Origin of the sequence: Flagellimonas spongiicola, assembly GCF_023502425.1 — a bacterium.
Lineage (GTDB): Bacteria > Bacteroidota > Bacteroidia > Flavobacteriales > Flavobacteriaceae > Flagellimonas > Flagellimonas spongiicola.
Genome location: NZ_JAMFMA010000001.1, coordinates 1,008,564 through 1,025,271, shown reverse-complemented (window position 1 = coordinate 1,025,271; position 16,708 = coordinate 1,008,564). Strand labels below are relative to the sequence as shown.

Genomic DNA, 16,708 nt, shown 5'->3' with positions numbered 1-16,708 from the left:
AAGTAATTCACCAACTTATTAACGGTTTTCCCATTTTTGCCAACAGCTCATTGGTTTTACTAAAATGCTGATTCCCAAACCATAACCCTCTATTGGCACTCAAAGGCGATGGATGTCCGGATGTGAGTACATGATGTTTGGTCCGGTCTATTAGTGAAATCTTCTTTTTGGCAAAACCTCCCCACAGTAAAAAAACGATGCCTTCATGCTCCTGGGAGATTGTTTTGATGACCGCATCCGTAAATTGCTCCCAGCCTTTTTTTTGATGACTACCTGCCTGATGTGCGCGGACTGTTAGTGTTGCATTGAGCAATAAGACTCCTTGTTGTGCCCAACGCTCCAGATTACCGCTATCTGGGTACGGTTTCTCCATATCGGTTTTGATTTCCTTAAAAATATTGACCAATGATGGTGGATGGGGAATACCATCACTCACCGAAAAGCATAATCCATTAGCCTGCCCAGGACCATGATAGGGGTCTTGACCTATAATAACAACCTTGGTTTCGTAGAATGGAGAATGGTCAAAAGCCGCAAATATATCCTTACCCTTTGGGTAACAAGTATTGCTTTTATATTCTTGCTTTACAAATTGGACCAATTGTTTAAAATAGGGCTGGTCAAATTCCTCTTGTAGTTTTTTAGCCCAACTTGGATCTATGTCAACATTCATCGCTTAGGATTTTCTGCGGATAAAACTAAAAATAATATCTTTCCATATACCAAAAGAACCTTCATATATGGCCAGCTTAAAAAATGTCAAGTTTCCAACCGCGCATACCGTACTATTCATTATCGCAGCTTTTGTTGCATTGCTTACCTGGATAATTCCCGCCGGCCAATATGATCGGTTGAGCTATGATCCTGACAACGATACACTTGTACAATCAAATGAAACCAAACAACTAGAGCTACCTGCCACCCAATCCACTTTGGATGAACTGGATATTAAGATCGGTATTGAAAAATTCAAACAAGGTGCCATTTCCAAACCTATTAGTATTCCAGGAACTTATCAAAAATTGGAGGGAAATCCACAAGGTTTTGTAGGCTTTATAAAAGCACCACTGCGAGGAATCATGGATTCTGCTGAAATTATTTTATTGGTGCTTATCATCGGTGGCCTTATTAGTATTATTAATGAAAGTAAGGCGTTTGAAGCTGGCATTGCCTGGTTGTCGGACAAATTAAAGGGTAAAGAGTTCATTCTAATTATTCTTGTAACGTCCTTAATCGCTTTGGGAGGCACCACCTTTGGCTTGGAAGAAGAAACCATAGCATTTTACCCTATACTAATCCCCATATTTCTGGCAGCCAAATACGATGCATTGGTTTGCGTTGGCAGTATTTACATAGGGTCATCCATTGGCACTTTAGCTTCAACTATCAATCCTTTTTCCACAATGATTGCATCCGATGCAGCAGGTATAAATTGGACGGAAGGATTAACAGGTAGATTAATCATGCTAGGATTAGGCTTGACCTTATGTATTATTTATATCATTCGATATGCACAAAAAATTCAAAAAGATGCCACCAAATCCATCATTTATGATCAGTACGAGGAAATCCGTAGCTTGTTTCCTATGGCAGATTCTTCAACTATGGCCAAATTAGATTTCAAACTCAAGTTGGTATTAGTAGTATTCGCATTAGCTTTTGTTATTATGGTCTATGGAGTCTCCCGTTTGGGATGGCAATTTATTGAGATGACAGCTGTATTTCTTACCGCAGCTCTACTTATAGGGGTTCTTACTCGAATGAATGAAAAGAAGTTTGTTGACGCCTTTATGAATGGAGCCAAAGATTTATTGAGTGTTGCTTTTATTATCGGTATTGCCAGAGGTGTTACAGTACTTATGGAAGATGGACAAGTAAGCGATACACTTTTGTTTTACGCTTCGGAATTGACGGCAGCTATGCCTAAGGGATTGTTTATCAATGTGGCATATCTTTTATATACTGGACTTACATTTTTTATCCCCTCCTCCTCTGGAATGGCGGTATTGACCATGCCGATTATGGCGCCTTTATCAGATGGATTTGGAATAGGTCGCGAAATTATGGTGAGTGCATATCAATATGGCGTTGGCCTATTTAAAATCATCAATCCAACAGGTATTCTTTTGGCCTCTTTGGCCATAGTAAATGTGGGTTATAACAAATGGTTGAAATTTGTAATGCCGTTGGTATTGCTACTTGCTATTTTATCTATGACAATCCTTACCATTGGTGTTTATTTTTAATAATTTCGACAACAAAAGAGAGATATGAAAATTCTAATCATAGGGGGTAATGGAACTATAGGTAATAAAGTTTCAAAACACTTTTCCAATTCAGATGAAGTACTCATTGCGGGGCGAAAATCTGGTACGCTGCAGGTTGATATTGCCAATACGGAATCTATAGAAAACTTGTTTGCTACCACAGGTAAAGTAGATGCCATTTTATGTATAGCTGGTGAAGCCAAATGGGACGATTTTGAAAATTTGACCGAAGATGATTACTATATCGGTATTCGAAGCAAGCTTATGGGGCAAGTCAATCTGGCACGCATAGGTCAACATCATTTAACAGAAGGGGGTTCGATTACTTTATCAACTGGTATTCTGGCGGATGACCCTGTCCTTAAAACTGCCAGCGCCGCGATGGTAAATGGCGGCATCCATAGTTTTGTGCAGGCGGTGGCATTGGAAATGCAAAATCAGATTCGTTTAAACGTGGTTTCTCTAGGGTTGGTGATAGATGCCTATGAGAAGTACAAGGATTACTTTCCCGGACATACCCCTATTTCCATGGAAAAAGCAGTGAATGCCTACGTTAAAAGTGTTAAGGGTAAGGCAAATGGCCAAATCATTCGCATTTATAACTAAAGGACACTAAGACCATCCCTAATCCCCTATCTTTGCCTGGCTAGAAACGGAAAATGCAAAAAATCCATACCAAAACACTTCAAGATTTAGAGTTCCCCACGGTGCTCGAACAGATTGCCCTGCGCTGTAACACAGAATTGGGAAAAGCGGATGCCTTGGAGATAAGTCCTTATACTGAAAAGGAATATTTGTTGGCCGTTCTTGGACAAACATCTGAATACCTAGCATCATTTTCCAATGACAACCGGATACCCAATCATGGCTTTGATCAAATCAACAATGAATTGAAGCTATTGGGCATAGAGAACACCACACTGGAGATTTCAGGTTTCCGGAAGGTGGCCAGTATATGCAAGACCGTAGAGCTACACCATAAATTTTTCAAGAAATTCAAGGAGTACTATCCTCTTTTACAAGCGTTTATAAGCAAGTTTGAAGTGAACACGGAAATACCTTCAGCTGTAGATGTTGTAATCGACAAATTTGGGGAAATTCGCGATTCTGCTTCAAGTGACTTACAGGCAATTCGTTATCAAATCAATGAAGTGCGTGCCAAGATCAACCAAAGTTTTGGTGCGGCACTTGGCCGATATCAAGGATTGGATTTTTTGGATGAAATCCGTGAATCAGTGGTTGAGAACAGAAGGGTGCTGGCCGTTAAGGCCATGCATCGCAAGAAAGTGAAAGGTACGGTAATGGGTACTTCCAAAACGGGAAGCATCGTTTACATTGTTCCTGAAACTACATTGACCTATTCCCGGGAGTTGAATAATCTGGAAATTGAAGAAAAGGAAGAAATTCAACGTATCCTGAATCGGTTGACCAATGAATTACGGCCAAATCGTGAATTGCTAAGCAGCTATCAATCCTACTTATCGCATATTGACATTACTGCTGCAAAGGCAAAATATGCATCAGAAATGGACGGGTTGTTACCTGAGATCAATGAAGAAAGGGCGTTGTTCTTGAGAGATGCTTACCACCCCTTGTTATACTTATCCAACAAAGCCAAAAGAGAAAAAACTTGGCCGCAGACCATTGAATTAGGACAAGAGAATCGGATCATTGTGATTTCTGGACCCAATGCAGGTGGTAAAAGCATCACCTTAAAGACTATTGGCTTATTACAGGTGATGTTACAATCGGGTCTTTTGATTCCGGTTCACGAGCGAAGTTCAGTGTGTTTTTTTGATAAGATATTAACCGATATAGGTGACAATCAATCCATAGAAAACCATCTTAGTACGTATAGTTATCGTCTAAAAAACATGAATCAGTTTTTAAAGCGGTGCAACGCCAAAACCTTATTTCTTATTGACGAATTCGGTACCGGAAGTGATCCCGAATTGGGTGGTGCCTTGGCAGAGGCCTTCTTGGAAGTATTCTACGAACGGGAAGCTTATGGGGTGATTACCACGCACTATGCCAATCTTAAAGCCTTGGCCAATGAGCTGCCACATGCCACCAATGCCAATATGATGTTCAATTCCAAGACCTTGGAACCTACCTTTCAGTTGATTATGGGTGAGGCTGGTAGTTCATTCACATTTGAAGTTGCACAAAAGAACGGCATACCCTACGGACTGATCAACAAGGCCAAAAAGAAAATTGAACGGGGAAAAGTCCGTTTTGATGCAACCATAGCCAAATTACAGAAAGAACGCAGTAAGATGGCTCAAACAGGTTCAAGACTTCAGGAAGAGGAAATCAAAGCAAGGGATGAAGCCGAACGCTTAGAAAAACTGAATGCCAAAATCAAGTCGAAATTGGAGAACTATCAGGAGCTCTACGACCATAACCAGCGGATGATCCAATTGGGCGATAAGGTCAACTCGGCTGCTGAGCGTTATTTTATTGACAACAAGAAAAGACCACTGATTTCAGAACTGCTGCGTATTGTTGAAACAGAAAACAGCAAACGTAAAAAGACGACTGCAAAACAAGCCAAAGCAAAACAAGCCCAGAAAAAACAGGTGGCACAGGAATTGGAAAAGAAAATTGTCAAGGTAAGACAGGAGAAGAAGGTTGAAAAGAAAAAGGCAATACAAAAAGAAAAGAACAAGCCGAGACCAGTATTCAAAGTAGGTGACCGCGTACGTTTACAAGATGGCAAAGCCGTCGGCAGCATAGACACTTTGGAAAAAAACAAAGCCGTAGTCAACTACGGCATGTTTACCACGAATGTAAGTGTAGATCAATTGGAATTGGTCGAGGCAAAAAAGTAACAGCCGGCATCAGGTCGTTGAACCCAACCTGAGCGGCCAGCTGCTTAGATTCTCTGTTGTTAGTTACAGCTTGCACTCCGGAAGGTGTACTGCGTACAAACACCTAAAACGCGTTTAGAACAATAGGCCTCATAACAGTATTCCTTATCCAAATATCCAAGGGTTGTTTCTCCAAGGGTCCTCCAGACCAAATCCCAGTACTGGAATTGAATCTTGACATCATGTGCACCCTTGGGTGGGGCCATGCTAAAGAATATGTTCTGTTTATCCACTTTTTCCCATTCGGTCTCTTTTACCGTCTGCGTGCCCTTTACTTTATAAGAGAATCGGAATCGTACATCAACTAAAATCTCTTTTCTAAGCTTCGCATTCTTATGGATATACTCAAATGTGGTGCATTTTTCAACGCGATAGTCGGTATTGTACCCCATTTTCGCAATTCTATTATCCTTTAAATACTTAACAGTATAACCAATTGGTGCGCCGGGGTTATCACGACTGTAAAGTGCTCCTTCTGAAATAACATAGTTAAGACCTCCTTTGCCTTCTTCTATTTCACTTCCAGTGATTACTTCAGTGGCGACTTGTGCGTTTCCACCGATAGTCACCACGTTGATGGTTGATTCTTTGATGATTTTCTCATATTCGGCATTGATTTCAACAGTAGCGCCTTTTTTAGCAGTTTTATATTCCAAAACTGCTTCTAGGTTTACATCGGTTTCGGTATCCGTTGTTTCCATACGCATCATTATAATTCTTCCATACTGGACTGAACTAACATAGGCCGGTGGATTTTCATTAGAAAGAATGGGCTGTGTCGTTACCAGATCTACATCATTACCAAAAACGGCCGCAGGACTTTCTGGGGTTTCCATAACCACATCATAAAAAACCTGTCTATACAATAAGGTTGCTACTCTTTTCTCTGTGGTCTTGGTGTAGTCAAATTGTGATTCAAAAGATGACCCCTTGGACCATTCCGCACTTACACCCAGATCAAGGCTCATTTGTTCCCGGCTATATGCGGTAGTTTTTTCAAAATACGTGTCCGCATCTATTTCATATCCCTGGGGTTGGATTTGCGCATTCCAATATTCCAGTGCCTCATCAATACTCGCTTGGGTATTCTGAAAGGTAGGGTTATCAACTGTGATATTACCTCCGTCGCCTATCCCTGGTAAATCCACCCTAAGATTTGTTGGCGCCTTGGAAACTTGCAAGGGCAATGGAGCTCCATTCAATAGTTCTCCATTTACAACAACCAAAGCTCCGGGATAAATTACACCTATGGTTGGATCAAAGACCACTACGTCCTCAAAATTGGAGCGGATGTTATAGTCAATAGTCCTGCATTCTGTAGTCCAACCCAAATCGGTATTTTTATTTGTTCGGTCATTGGTCGGCACTGTACCGGTTGTGCTTTGAACATTTAAGATTTGTTCGGGATCATAGCTCAAGTTGGCTATCGCCTCATTGATTGCATCAAGATCTGGATTGTTTTCTGGTTCGGATGTTTCCTCTTCCGGAGTCTCAGTCTCAGGATTTTCTCCTCCACCGGTTTCAACTGGTGGTTCTACGGGCTCAATTTCGCTACCGCAAGAAATTACACCTAATAATGATACGCATATCAGCATGATCATAAATATGCTTAAGGTTTGGTGTTTTGCTTTCATAACTTTTTGGTTTTTAGGATTCAACACTCCAAACCTAGAGGAGAAAAACGCCCATCCCTAATTTTGGGCATGGACAAAGTATGGACAACATCGTGGGATTGACCTCAAGTCACACATGGACAAGGGTAATTTAGGCAGTAAGCCAAAAATCCTTCAACAGCAATAAAATCAATGCTTTATGGATTTTATTGACCCACCCTGCAACTTGTATGAGTATGGACTTCGCATGGACAAACCCTATTAGAGGCGGAATAAGGCATGTTAGAGCAAGAGATTTAATAGGTATCTTGGAGGTGTAATCAACCTCTCATGAAAAAACTACAATCTCTATTGCTGGGCATTCTTTTTATCCCAGTGTATGTCTCTGGGCAGCTACAGGGTCAAGAAAAAGTTGATAGCTTATTGAATGCTTTTGAAAGTCATCAACAAGATACCCTGAAGATAAAAACATTACATAAGCTGTTTGATCAATACATGTATGTGGACTGGAAAAAAGCTTTGGAATATGCTCAAAAAGAACTTGAGCTATCGCAAAATGTAGATTACCAACAAGGAACTGGTAAAGGATATTTGCATACTGGTATGGCATACTACTTTCTCGAAAATATGGATTCTACTAGATCTAGATTTGACAAAGCAATGCAAATATTCAACCAAATCGATGATCATTTTTTGATGGCAACCACCCTCAGAAACTATTCAATCATAGAATATGAAAACGGAAATTATGACAAGGCCATTGGAATTCTAGATAAGAGCATCCTGTTGTTTAAAAATAAACTAAACGATTCTATAGGACTAGGTATTTCCTATGAGACGAAAAGCAAAGTTTACGTATCTAAAGGCAACTACAAACTTGCATTGCAAAACGCATTGAATTGTTTAAGAATATTAGAAAAAGTAGATGATGGTCTTCATTATGCCAACTCCTTATACAATATGGGATACGTAGAATTTTTTAATAAAAATCATAAAGAAAGTATCAATTACAATTTGAGAGCTCTTGAAATCTATGAGGATCTAAATGAAACTTGGTGGTTAGCTCAGGCTTACAATGATTTAGGCAACAATTATTATTATCTGGATGATTTTGAGATGGCTGAGGAAAATTTGATTCAAGCAATTGAACTGGCAAGGGAAGTCGATGCTAAATGGATTGAATGTTCATCACTCGGAGCGTTAGGGAAGGTTAGAATTGCACAAGAAAATTATGTTGAGGCTGAAAAACTGGGTGACAAAAGTCTAGCGATCGCCAACGATTTAAATTTGAAGCTTAAAATTGTTGAAGGTCTTAATCAGAAGGGTGAAGTAAATTTGAAGCAACAAAAATATCAAAAGGCCATTTCATATTTAGACAAATCCGTCACATTGGCGGACAGTATTGGAGCCAAAGACCAATTAAAAACTGCTCTGAGCCTTAGAGCCAAAAATCATTCAAAACTTGGCAACTACTTATTGGCCTCTAATGACTATGAAAACCTAATAACGGTAAATGACTCAATCTATAGTGAAAAAAAGCTGCAACAAATTGAAGAATTGACCACCATCTACGAAACCGAAAAAAAAGAAGCCGAAATTGCTCTTCAAGAAAAAGAGATTGAGACACTGAACCAAGAGGTGGAGATCAGCAATTTGCGCAAAGGACTCTATGCAGGAGGTATGGCCTCTGCCCTAGCCTTGTTTGGACTTTCCGTTTTTGGGTATCGACAACGCATTAAAAAGAATCGAATAGCACGCGAAAAGCAGGAAGAAATCTATAAACAAGAAATCGAGCATAAGAAAAAAGAGCTCACCAGTCAAACCTTACACCTAGTTCAGAAAAACACCTTTATCCAGGAGCTTAAAGAAAATCTGGAAAACCTAAAAAACTCCCCGGAAAAGTTCAAAGTGGAATTCCGACGCATTGTGATGCTGCTCAAAAAACAGAATGCCTCCGATAAAGATTGGGAAGTGTTCAAATCCTATTTCTCCGAAGTGCATAACGACTTTGACCAAAAGCTCAAAACCCTTTACCCAGATATTTCGGAAAAAGAAGTCAGATTAGCAGCATTTCTAAGAATGAACCTGACCACCAAGGAAATCGCAGCCACTTTAAATGTTTTGCCCGATAGTATTCTCAAATCAAAATACCGCCTCAAGAAGAAATTGGGCCTGGATAAGGAAACCGACCTTACCAGTTTTCTAAACACTTTGTAACCTCCATATTTTTATAAGTAGAATTCGACCAAGTCGATTTTTAGCCTTATTTTGAAAACGCTACTAGAATTCAACTCAAAACACATTCAGACCGATGAAAAAACTGGCTTACCTCCTAGTCTTCGTATTACTCACATTTCAAGCTATGGCCCAAGAAAAAGCGGCCGCAAAAGAAATTCCCGAGGGTGAAATCTTCACATCCACCCAATCAGTGACCATCAATGGAAGAACCATCACCTTGGCAGCTGAAACCGGAACGGTGCAGCTACGTGATGAAAACGACAAACCCATTGCCCTATTCGGGTTTACCCATTATCGCAAAACCAATGGCGCAAAAGACCGTCCAATTGTTTTTGCTTTTAACGGCGGACCATTATCGGCATCCTTTTGGTTGCATTTTGGGGTTTTAGGTCCAAAACGAATCGAAATCAATGACCCGGCCTATACCAAACCTGCTCCCTACAAAGTAGTGAACAACGAATTTTCCATTTTGGACAAGGCAGATTTGGTCATGATCGATCCTGTGGGTGTTGGATTTAGTAAGCCTATTGGCGACGCCAAATGGAAGGACTTCTGGGGCGTGGACCAAGATATTCGAAGTATTGGGCTGTTTATTGAACAATTTATCATCAGGGCCAACAAAATGAATTCCCCAAAGTATTTACTGGGTGAGAGCTACGGAACGTTTAGGAACGCTGGATTGGTAAAACACCTACAAGACAAGGGCATTGCCATGAACGGTGTGATTATGGTATCGGCAATTTTCGATTTGCAACACCTCTTGTTCGGTCCGGGCGACGATGTGGCCTATTTGGTGCATTATCCCACCTATGCGGCAACAGCATGGTACCATAACAAAGTAAAAAACAAAGGTGAAAGTTTGGAAACCTTCTTGGATGAAGTCCGTGCCTTTACACAAAACGAATATGCCCCGGCCTTATTAAAAGGAGACCAATTGAGTACTGCGGAAAAAAATGCAGTCGCACAAAAACTGGCCGATTATTCCGGTCTAAGCCAAGACTTTTACCTTAAGGCAGATCTTAGGGTGACCAATGGCGAGTATTTTCAGGAACTACTTAGGGATAAGGGACTTACGGTAGGTCGTTTGGACTCAAGGTTTACAGGTATCAATGAAGATTTACTCTCCCAGTTTTCGCTGACCGACCCGCAAAGCGATGCCATTTCCCCTCCCTACATCGCCGCATTCAAGGATTATCTTTACAACGATCTAAAGGTTAGAAAAGATTTGACCTATACCACCAGTGCCAGTACACGCGAAGGTTTTGCTTGGGATTGGAAACATGCCGGTAACGTCATTTGGAATATGCAGGTAGTTACCACGACATTGCCTGACATGACTTCCGCCATGAAACGAAATCCTGATTTGAAAATCCTGATCCTAAACGGCTATTATGACTTGGCGACCGTCTTTTACGGTGTGGAACGTTCCATCAATCATATGGGGCTTGATCCAGAGTTGAAGAAGAACATCATCATGAAGTATTATGAAGCCGGGCATATGATGTACACTCATATTCCTTCCATGGCTAAGTTCAAGAAGGATGTGGATGAGTTTATCGACCAGACTTCCAATTAAGTGGCAGTACCAAAGGTAAATACCTTGGTGAGAAAGCTTCTTATTGCATTTTTGGCTATTACTTTGGTCAATTGTGCTGAAAAAGAAGCTGAAGTCTATTTGTTTTCTTTTTTCCAAGGAAACGGAGAAGATGGATTGCATTTAGCCTATAGTGAAGATGGAATGCATTGGGAGGCACTTGGAAATAACAGGTCCTTCCTTACCCCATCGGTTGGAGGTGATAAATTGATGCGAGACCCCTGTATCATTAAAGGTCCTGATGGAAAATTCCATATGGTTTGGACCGTGAGTTGGAATGAACGCGGTATTGGGTATTCCAATTCTGAAGATTTGATCCATTGGTCGGAACAGCGGTATATTCCCGTGATGCACCACGAGGCAGATGCCCGAAATGCCTGGGCACCAGAGCTCTTTTATGACGAAGCCATCTCAAACTATGTAATTCTATGGGCTTCAACCATACCGGGCCGATACCCCGAAACGGATAGTCTGGGGGATAATGGATACAATCACCGAATGTATGCTACCATTACTTCGGATTTTCAGGAATTCAGTCCAACAACGGTGCTTTTTGACCAAGGTTTCAATGTGATTGATGCCACCCTCTTACAACACGAAGGCAGTTATTGGATGTTTCTAAAAGATGAAACCTTATTGCCAAATGCAGAAAAGAACATCAAAATCGCTAAAAGTGACCATGTACTGGGTCCATGGAGCAAAGCGACCGAACCTATCAGTCATAATTGGGTAGAAGGTCCAACCATCTGCAAAGTCAATGATGCTTGGATCATCTACTTTGACCAATATACACAAGGAAAAATGGGTGCTATAAGTTCCACAGATCTCACCGATTGGACGGATATTTCCGATAGCATCCAGTTTCCTGAAGGAACCAGGCATGGGACCGTTTTTAAAGTGAACAAAGGCATTGTGGAAGCGATTCAACAACAGTTTCCAAAATAACCATAGCCGCTAGTTACTTACCCTAAGACTGTTATTTGACTTTGTCATGGAATTGCCCGAACTTCAAGGAAACCAAACTTAAAAGGTATTGCTATGAAAATTAGGGAGCACCACCAACGTGCTATTGAACGGTTGCGCGTGGAATACGAAAATGACCCTCGCTTTTTGGCCTTGATCATAGGCGGTTCGGTGGCCAAAGGCTGTGCGCGTGAGGATTCCGATGTGGATTTTATGATCGTGGCCACAGCCGAAGCCTATCAAGACTGTAAGGCAAAAGAAGATCTCTTTATCAACCGCACCGACCTATGTGATTATCCCAGTGGTTTTGTGGATGGAAAAATCATCAATTTGGATTATCTGGAAGCTGTTGCCCTAAAGGGCAATGAACCTTCCCGTGCAGCATTTGATGGTGCCTTTTTGGCATTTTCGCACCGGGATGACCTGGATCAGCTCATGCAAAAAATTCGCAGCTATCCAGAAATTGGGCTGCAAGAACGGATGCGCGCTTTCTACGCCATGGCCTTTATCCAAAATTGGTTGATGGGTGAAGCCAATAGGCATGACAACCGTTATACCAAAACCCGGGCCGCCAACCAATTGGCCTTATTTGCCGGAAGGTTGATTTTGGCCCACAACAAGGTGCTCTACCCTTACCATAAATGGTTTCTGCACTATCTGGAAAAGTGTCCAAACAAACCCGAAGGGTTTCTAACACAAATGGACACCCTACTTCAAACGCCCAATGCCGAAAATGCCAATACGTTTTTCCAAAACCTTAGAAACTACCACGATTGGGGTGTCACGGACCACCAGGCGTATATGTGGTTTATGGAAAAGGTGGAATGGAGCTGGATGGATGGCACTACCCCATTGGAAGATGTATAAATCACAAAATGACCTTTGGTAAGCTAGTACCACGCAACCAAATTCCCAATAAACGTCTTACCAAAAAATCAACCTATGAAAAAGTTAGCCCTTCTTGTTTTTGTAATTGTTGCCCTATCCGCCTGTAGTACCGATGCAGTGGACGATTCTGATTTGGTGGGCAATTGGCAGTTGGTTCAGATCTTGGCCGACCCTGGTGATGGGAGTGGTTCGTTTCGTTCCGTGGAAAGTGAAAAGATCATTGAATTCCGTGCGGATGGTACCGTAACTACCAATACCTCGCTTTGCGAACCCAATTCCCCCGAAATCATCAGTTCTGGGAGCTATGATATTGATAACCATATCATTTTCACGGATTGCGAAAATCCTACAGTCCAACAAATCGATTTTGAGTTTCAAGGCCGGTTTTTGGTGTTGCATTTTATCTCCAACGAAGGGTATTCCCAGCGCTACCAAAAGCTGAACTAATTCTTCCAAACCCATTTGGGACCACGGCTGGTTTGCGTATTCCATAAAAATCGAGGAACTTCGTTTGTAGCGACCAATGCTTTTGAATGGACGATACCAACTACTTTTTACAGCTGTATGAGATTGCCAGTCATCTGAACAAGGAGTTTTCCTTGCATTCGGCCTTGCATAAATCCCTAGAAAAAACCGCGGAAATCCTGGGGTTGGAAACAGGTTGGATTTGGCTTACGGAACCGGACCAGTCTTCGGTCTATTTGGCGGCCTCCTATAACCTTCCCCCTGCCTTGAGCAATCATCCGGAGCGATTATCCGGTTGGTGCTATTGCATCAAACAATATTTGGATGATGATATTGATGAGGCCATGAACATTAGCGAAATCACCTGTTCGCGCTTAAAGGATATCAACACTGGAACCAAGGGATTGAAATTCCATGCCGTGATCCCCATTTTTAGCAACCAGCAGAAAGTGGGACTCATGAATCTGTTGAGCAAGGAAACCCGAGAGCTTCAGGAAAAGGAATTGACCTTGTTGAATACGATCAGTGAATTGGTGGGAACTGCCATCCATCGCACGCGCTTGAACCAATCCTATCAACCTTCAAACAGCCCGTCTAAATCCACCATGGCCCGTGTTATGGACGAGGTACTGCAACCTCAATTGGAAAGTCTGGTAAGTTTATTGAATTCCTCAAAATCCGAAGATGCAGCAGTAAAAAGCGCGCTTCAGAAAGCAAAGGACGTACAAAAACAACTTTCACAGCTTACTGCTGAAACCAAAAAACAAGAAACCACTGGCACGGTAACCAAGGAACTGCAATATCCCAATACGCCCCTGACCAAAAGGGAATTGGAAGTGCTTCAACGCATCAAAAATGGGCGAACCAACAATACGATTGGAGAACAACTCTATATCACCGAACGCACGGTGAAGTTCCATGTAACCTCCATCCTATCCAAGCTCAACGCAAAGACCCGTACCGAAGCGGTGGACATCGCCTTGAAACGGGGCTTGCTGAATTCTTAGATCACTTTGCCTTCATCACCTGTACTTTAGTACAGGTCATCTTCTGTACCTAAGTTCGTTTTATGGCGTGGGCCTGTGTTGCAACTTTGTCATAACATAAAAATCAAGACATATGAAAAAGCAACAGATCTATTTGGAACATGCCAATATCACGGTAAACAACATTCAAGACACCATCGATTTCTTTCAAGTGGCCTTTCCCCATTTTAAGGTTCGCGGCAGCGGAAACGGCATGCGGGAATGGGTGCATCTGGGCGACGATCATACCTATATTGCCATCAATCAAGCAAACGAAACGGACAAGCGCGCAGCGAAGAACTACGATAAAATAGGCATCAACCATATTGGTTTTGTGGTGACCGATGTTGCGGAAATAGCAAATAACCTAATGGCCAAAGGCTATAAACGGGACTATCCCAAGCAGGTAGAGGAATTTCGGATTCGGGATTACTTTGCCGATGCTGATGGCAACCAATTTGAGTTTGTGCAATACCTGAGCGACAAGCCCGAGGAACGTAATAAATACACCGCTTAATCCCCGCTGCAGATGATACCAAGACATGCCAACATACGTATAGGAAGGCCCACCGACAAGCTTGCCGAAATTACCAAGATGTACATGGAGGGCCTTGGTTTTGAAGTGATCGGGGCCTTTGACGACCACGAAGGATTTAGCGGACGAATGGTGGGGCACCCCAAACACCATTACCATTTGGAGTTTACCACCCATCCCAAGGAAAAAGCAGGTCGTGCCCCTAGCCCAGAACACCTGCTGATTTTCTATCTGCCGGATGAGAAGGACTACCAAAATGCCATGCAACGGCTAAAACGCTCGCAGTTTAAACAAGTAACTGCCTTTAATCCGTATTGGGATACCCACGGCACCACCTTTGAGGATTTGGACGGCTACCGTTTGGTCATTGCGCAAGCGCCAAGTCCGTTTTAGGATTTGGGTTTAAATAAAATTTAATTCCTAATTTTGAAGTCCATAACATTTTATGTCAACGACAACTTTAGTATCATATTTGGATATTGTAAAATAGATAGTCAGCTTCTTGATTGACTATCGCCCTCCTATGCTTCGGAGTTTCTTCTGAAGCCAGAATTTCTATACACATTTTACAAACATTGGAATGCGGCCCATGGGCTAAGTTCTCTGGCTTTGGCCTGCATTCCCATACTATTTAAATAATGACACTAGTACACTATGGGTATTCAACCCTAATTGAAAAATCAGTTGACACCACCAACCTAAATGGTCTTGAGTTGGGAAGGATCATTGCCGCGCATAAAGACCGCTATTCCGTGATCACAGAAGGTGGCGAATTGACTGCCGAAATAACAGGTAATCTTAGGTATACCGCCACTAGCAAACTGGATTTCCCCACCGTGGGAGACTGGGTTGCCTTGCAGGTTTATGAGGGCGACCATGCCATCATCCATAAATTGCTTCCGCGATACGCTTTGCTAAGCCGAAAAGCCATTGGAACCGATAGCAATATTCAACTTATTGGGGCCAATATTGATTATGCCTTGATCATTCAAGCGGTAGATCGGGATTTTAATGTGAACCGCATTGAACGGTACCTTACGCTTTGCCATACTTCCAGCATTACGCCCATCCTACTGCTCAATAAAATAGATATGATCAGTGGCGAGGAGCTTGACGTTCTATTGGACGATTTAAAAAGCAGGGTTCCGGAAGTGCCCGTATTCCCCATAAGCATTACGCAGCAACTAGGTATTGCCGAGGTGGAATCCATGATTCAGAAAGAGAAAACCTATGCCCTATTGGGTTCTTCAGGTGTTGGCAAGTCTAGTTTGGTGAACTGCTTATCGCAAGAGGCGTTAATGCCAACCAAGGATTTGGGCAGACAGTCTAACCGAGGGCAACATACCACCACATACCGCCAATTGATCCTTTTGAACAAGGGCGGCATTCTTGTGGACAACCCAGGAATGCGGGAAGTGGGAATTGCAAATGCCACGGATGGTGTGGAACGCACTTTTGATACCATCCATAAACTAGCGCTTGACTGCCGGTTTGCGGATTGCACCCATACCGTGGAAAAGGATTGCGCGGTATTGGAAGGTGTAGCCTCAGGACTCATTGCTAAGGCATCTTACGATAATTACCAGAAAATGAACCGTGAACGCATGCACTTTGAAGCCTCCGTTGCCGAACGACGCAAACAGGACAAGGATTTTGGCAAAATGATCAAACAGGTCAAAAAAGTGCGGAAGAACAACAAATACTAGCACCAAGTCCGGTTTTATAAAGCACAGCGCTGGCGCTTTGCGCCAGCTGTCTTTGCTCTAAAAGTCTTTTGTCTTGATTCTACCCGTCTTGGTTCTTATCATTGACATCTGATGGATTCATTTGCTCCAAACACTCCCAAAGGCCTTTCATCCAATAGAGGGCCACTTTCTCAGGATCATCCAAGGGACCGTCTGAGTGGTAGAGTGCCAGGTCATGGATTAGTTTTAAGGCCCGTACCATATCTGGGGCATCTAGGGCATTGACAAAATCTAGGAGTTGGATTTGTGCTGGGGTAAGCTGTGGGATTGGAGGTACGTTTGGCGCACCCGTTGCAGGAAGTACCGCATTGCATTGCGGGCATCGCTGACCATTTTCGTTTCGCATAAGAGTATGGTTAAAAAGATTAAAAATGAGGATAGGTCACCGCGAAACGTATCAAAGCGATGCCTTGAATGGTCTAGGGACTTGCACCCATTTGCCTATCCTATATCTACTTTTTAAGACATACAGAGGTTGTAGGCATCTAGAATAATACGTTTCGCG

The 16,708-nt window shown here is 42.3% G+C and carries 15 protein-coding genes; 12 read left to right on the top strand and 3 right to left on the bottom strand.

Annotated features, from left to right (window positions below; all coding sequences use genetic code 11):
• Nucleotides 1–7: 7 nt before the first annotated feature.
• Nucleotides 8–673, bottom strand: a complete 666-nt coding sequence (locus M3P19_RS04785) for a uracil-DNA glycosylase (RefSeq protein ID WP_249656489.1) — start codon at nt 671–673, stop codon at nt 8–10.
• A 67-nt stretch (nt 674–740) separates the two neighbouring features.
• Between M3P19_RS04785 and M3P19_RS04780 the strand changes: the two genes are divergently transcribed.
• The 3 genes from M3P19_RS04780 to M3P19_RS04770 are packed head-to-tail and all read left to right on the top strand — an operon-like array spanning nt 741 to nt 5,098.
• Nucleotides 741–2,246 carry a YfcC family protein gene (locus M3P19_RS04780; protein ID WP_249656488.1) on the top strand — a complete coding sequence of 502 codons (1,506 nt, stop codon included), beginning with the start codon at nt 741–743 and terminating at the stop codon, nt 2,244–2,246.
• Between the two features lie 24 nt (nt 2,247–2,270).
• Nucleotides 2,271–2,873 carry a short chain dehydrogenase gene (locus M3P19_RS04775; protein ID WP_249656487.1) on the top strand — a complete coding sequence of 201 codons (603 nt, stop codon included), beginning with the start codon at nt 2,271–2,273 and terminating at the stop codon, nt 2,871–2,873.
• 53 nt (nt 2,874–2,926) lie between these two features.
• A complete protein-coding gene (locus M3P19_RS04770) occupies nt 2,927–5,098 on the top strand; it encodes an endonuclease MutS2 (RefSeq protein ID WP_249656486.1) in 2,172 nt (723 codons plus the stop codon).
• Nucleotides 5,099–5,157: 59 nt separating this feature from the next.
• Here M3P19_RS04770 and M3P19_RS04765 read toward each other — a convergent pair whose 3' ends face one another.
• Nucleotides 5,158–6,771: a thiol-activated cytolysin family protein gene (locus M3P19_RS04765; RefSeq protein ID WP_249656485.1), complete on the bottom strand. Its 1,614-nt coding sequence runs from the start codon at nt 6,769–6,771 to the stop codon at nt 5,158–5,160.
• 309 nt (nt 6,772–7,080) lie between these two features.
• Here M3P19_RS04765 and M3P19_RS04760 point away from each other — a divergent pair, with 309 nt between their 5' ends.
• The 9 genes from M3P19_RS04760 to rsgA all read left to right on the top strand — a co-directional run bounded on the left by M3P19_RS04760 (nt 7,081) and on the right by rsgA (nt 16,164).
• Nucleotides 7,081–8,967 carry a tetratricopeptide repeat protein gene (locus tag M3P19_RS04760; RefSeq protein WP_249656484.1) on the top strand — a complete coding sequence of 629 codons (1,887 nt, stop codon included), beginning with the start codon at nt 7,081–7,083 and terminating at the stop codon, nt 8,965–8,967.
• Nucleotides 8,968–9,061: 94 nt separating this feature from the next.
• Entirely contained in the window at nt 9,062–10,564 is a 1,503-nt protein-coding gene (locus M3P19_RS04755) for a S10 family peptidase (protein ID WP_249656483.1), read from the top strand.
• A complete protein-coding gene (locus M3P19_RS04750) occupies nt 10,565–11,527 on the top strand; it encodes a glycoside hydrolase family 43 protein (RefSeq protein ID WP_249656482.1) in 963 nt (320 codons plus the stop codon). It begins immediately after the preceding gene.
• 93 nt (nt 11,528–11,620) lie between these two features.
• Nucleotides 11,621–12,412 (top strand): nucleotidyltransferase domain-containing protein, encoded by a 792-nt coding sequence (locus M3P19_RS04745; protein ID WP_249656481.1) that lies wholly within the window; start codon nt 11,621–11,623, stop codon nt 12,410–12,412.
• Between the two features lie 75 nt (nt 12,413–12,487).
• Complete coding sequence (locus tag M3P19_RS04740; protein WP_249656480.1) at nt 12,488–12,880, top strand: lipocalin family protein; 393 nt, start codon at nt 12,488–12,490, stop codon at nt 12,878–12,880.
• Nucleotides 12,881–12,966: 86 nt separating this feature from the next.
• A complete protein-coding gene (locus M3P19_RS04735; RefSeq protein WP_249656479.1) occupies nt 12,967–13,905 on the top strand; it encodes a LuxR C-terminal-related transcriptional regulator in 939 nt (312 codons plus the stop codon).
• 112 nt (nt 13,906–14,017) lie between these two features.
• Complete coding sequence (locus tag M3P19_RS04730) at nt 14,018–14,440, top strand: VOC family protein (protein WP_249656478.1); 423 nt, start codon at nt 14,018–14,020, stop codon at nt 14,438–14,440.
• A gap of 12 nt (nt 14,441–14,452) precedes the next feature.
• The gene (locus M3P19_RS04725) at nt 14,453–14,851 is read left to right on the top strand and encodes a VOC family protein (protein WP_249656477.1); all 399 of its coding nucleotides are present in this window, start codon (nt 14,453–14,455) and stop codon (nt 14,849–14,851) included.
• Between the two features lie 245 nt (nt 14,852–15,096).
• On the top strand, nt 15,097–16,164 hold the full coding sequence (gene rsgA / locus M3P19_RS04720) for a ribosome small subunit-dependent GTPase A (protein ID WP_249656476.1): 1,068 nt from the start codon (nt 15,097–15,099) through the stop codon (nt 16,162–16,164).
• Nucleotides 16,165–16,243: 79 nt separating this feature from the next.
• Here rsgA and M3P19_RS04715 read toward each other — a convergent pair whose 3' ends face one another.
• The gene (locus M3P19_RS04715) at nt 16,244–16,549 is read right to left on the bottom strand and encodes a hypothetical protein (RefSeq protein WP_249656475.1); all 306 of its coding nucleotides are present in this window, start codon (nt 16,547–16,549) and stop codon (nt 16,244–16,246) included.
• Nucleotides 16,550–16,708: the final 159 nt, after the last annotated feature.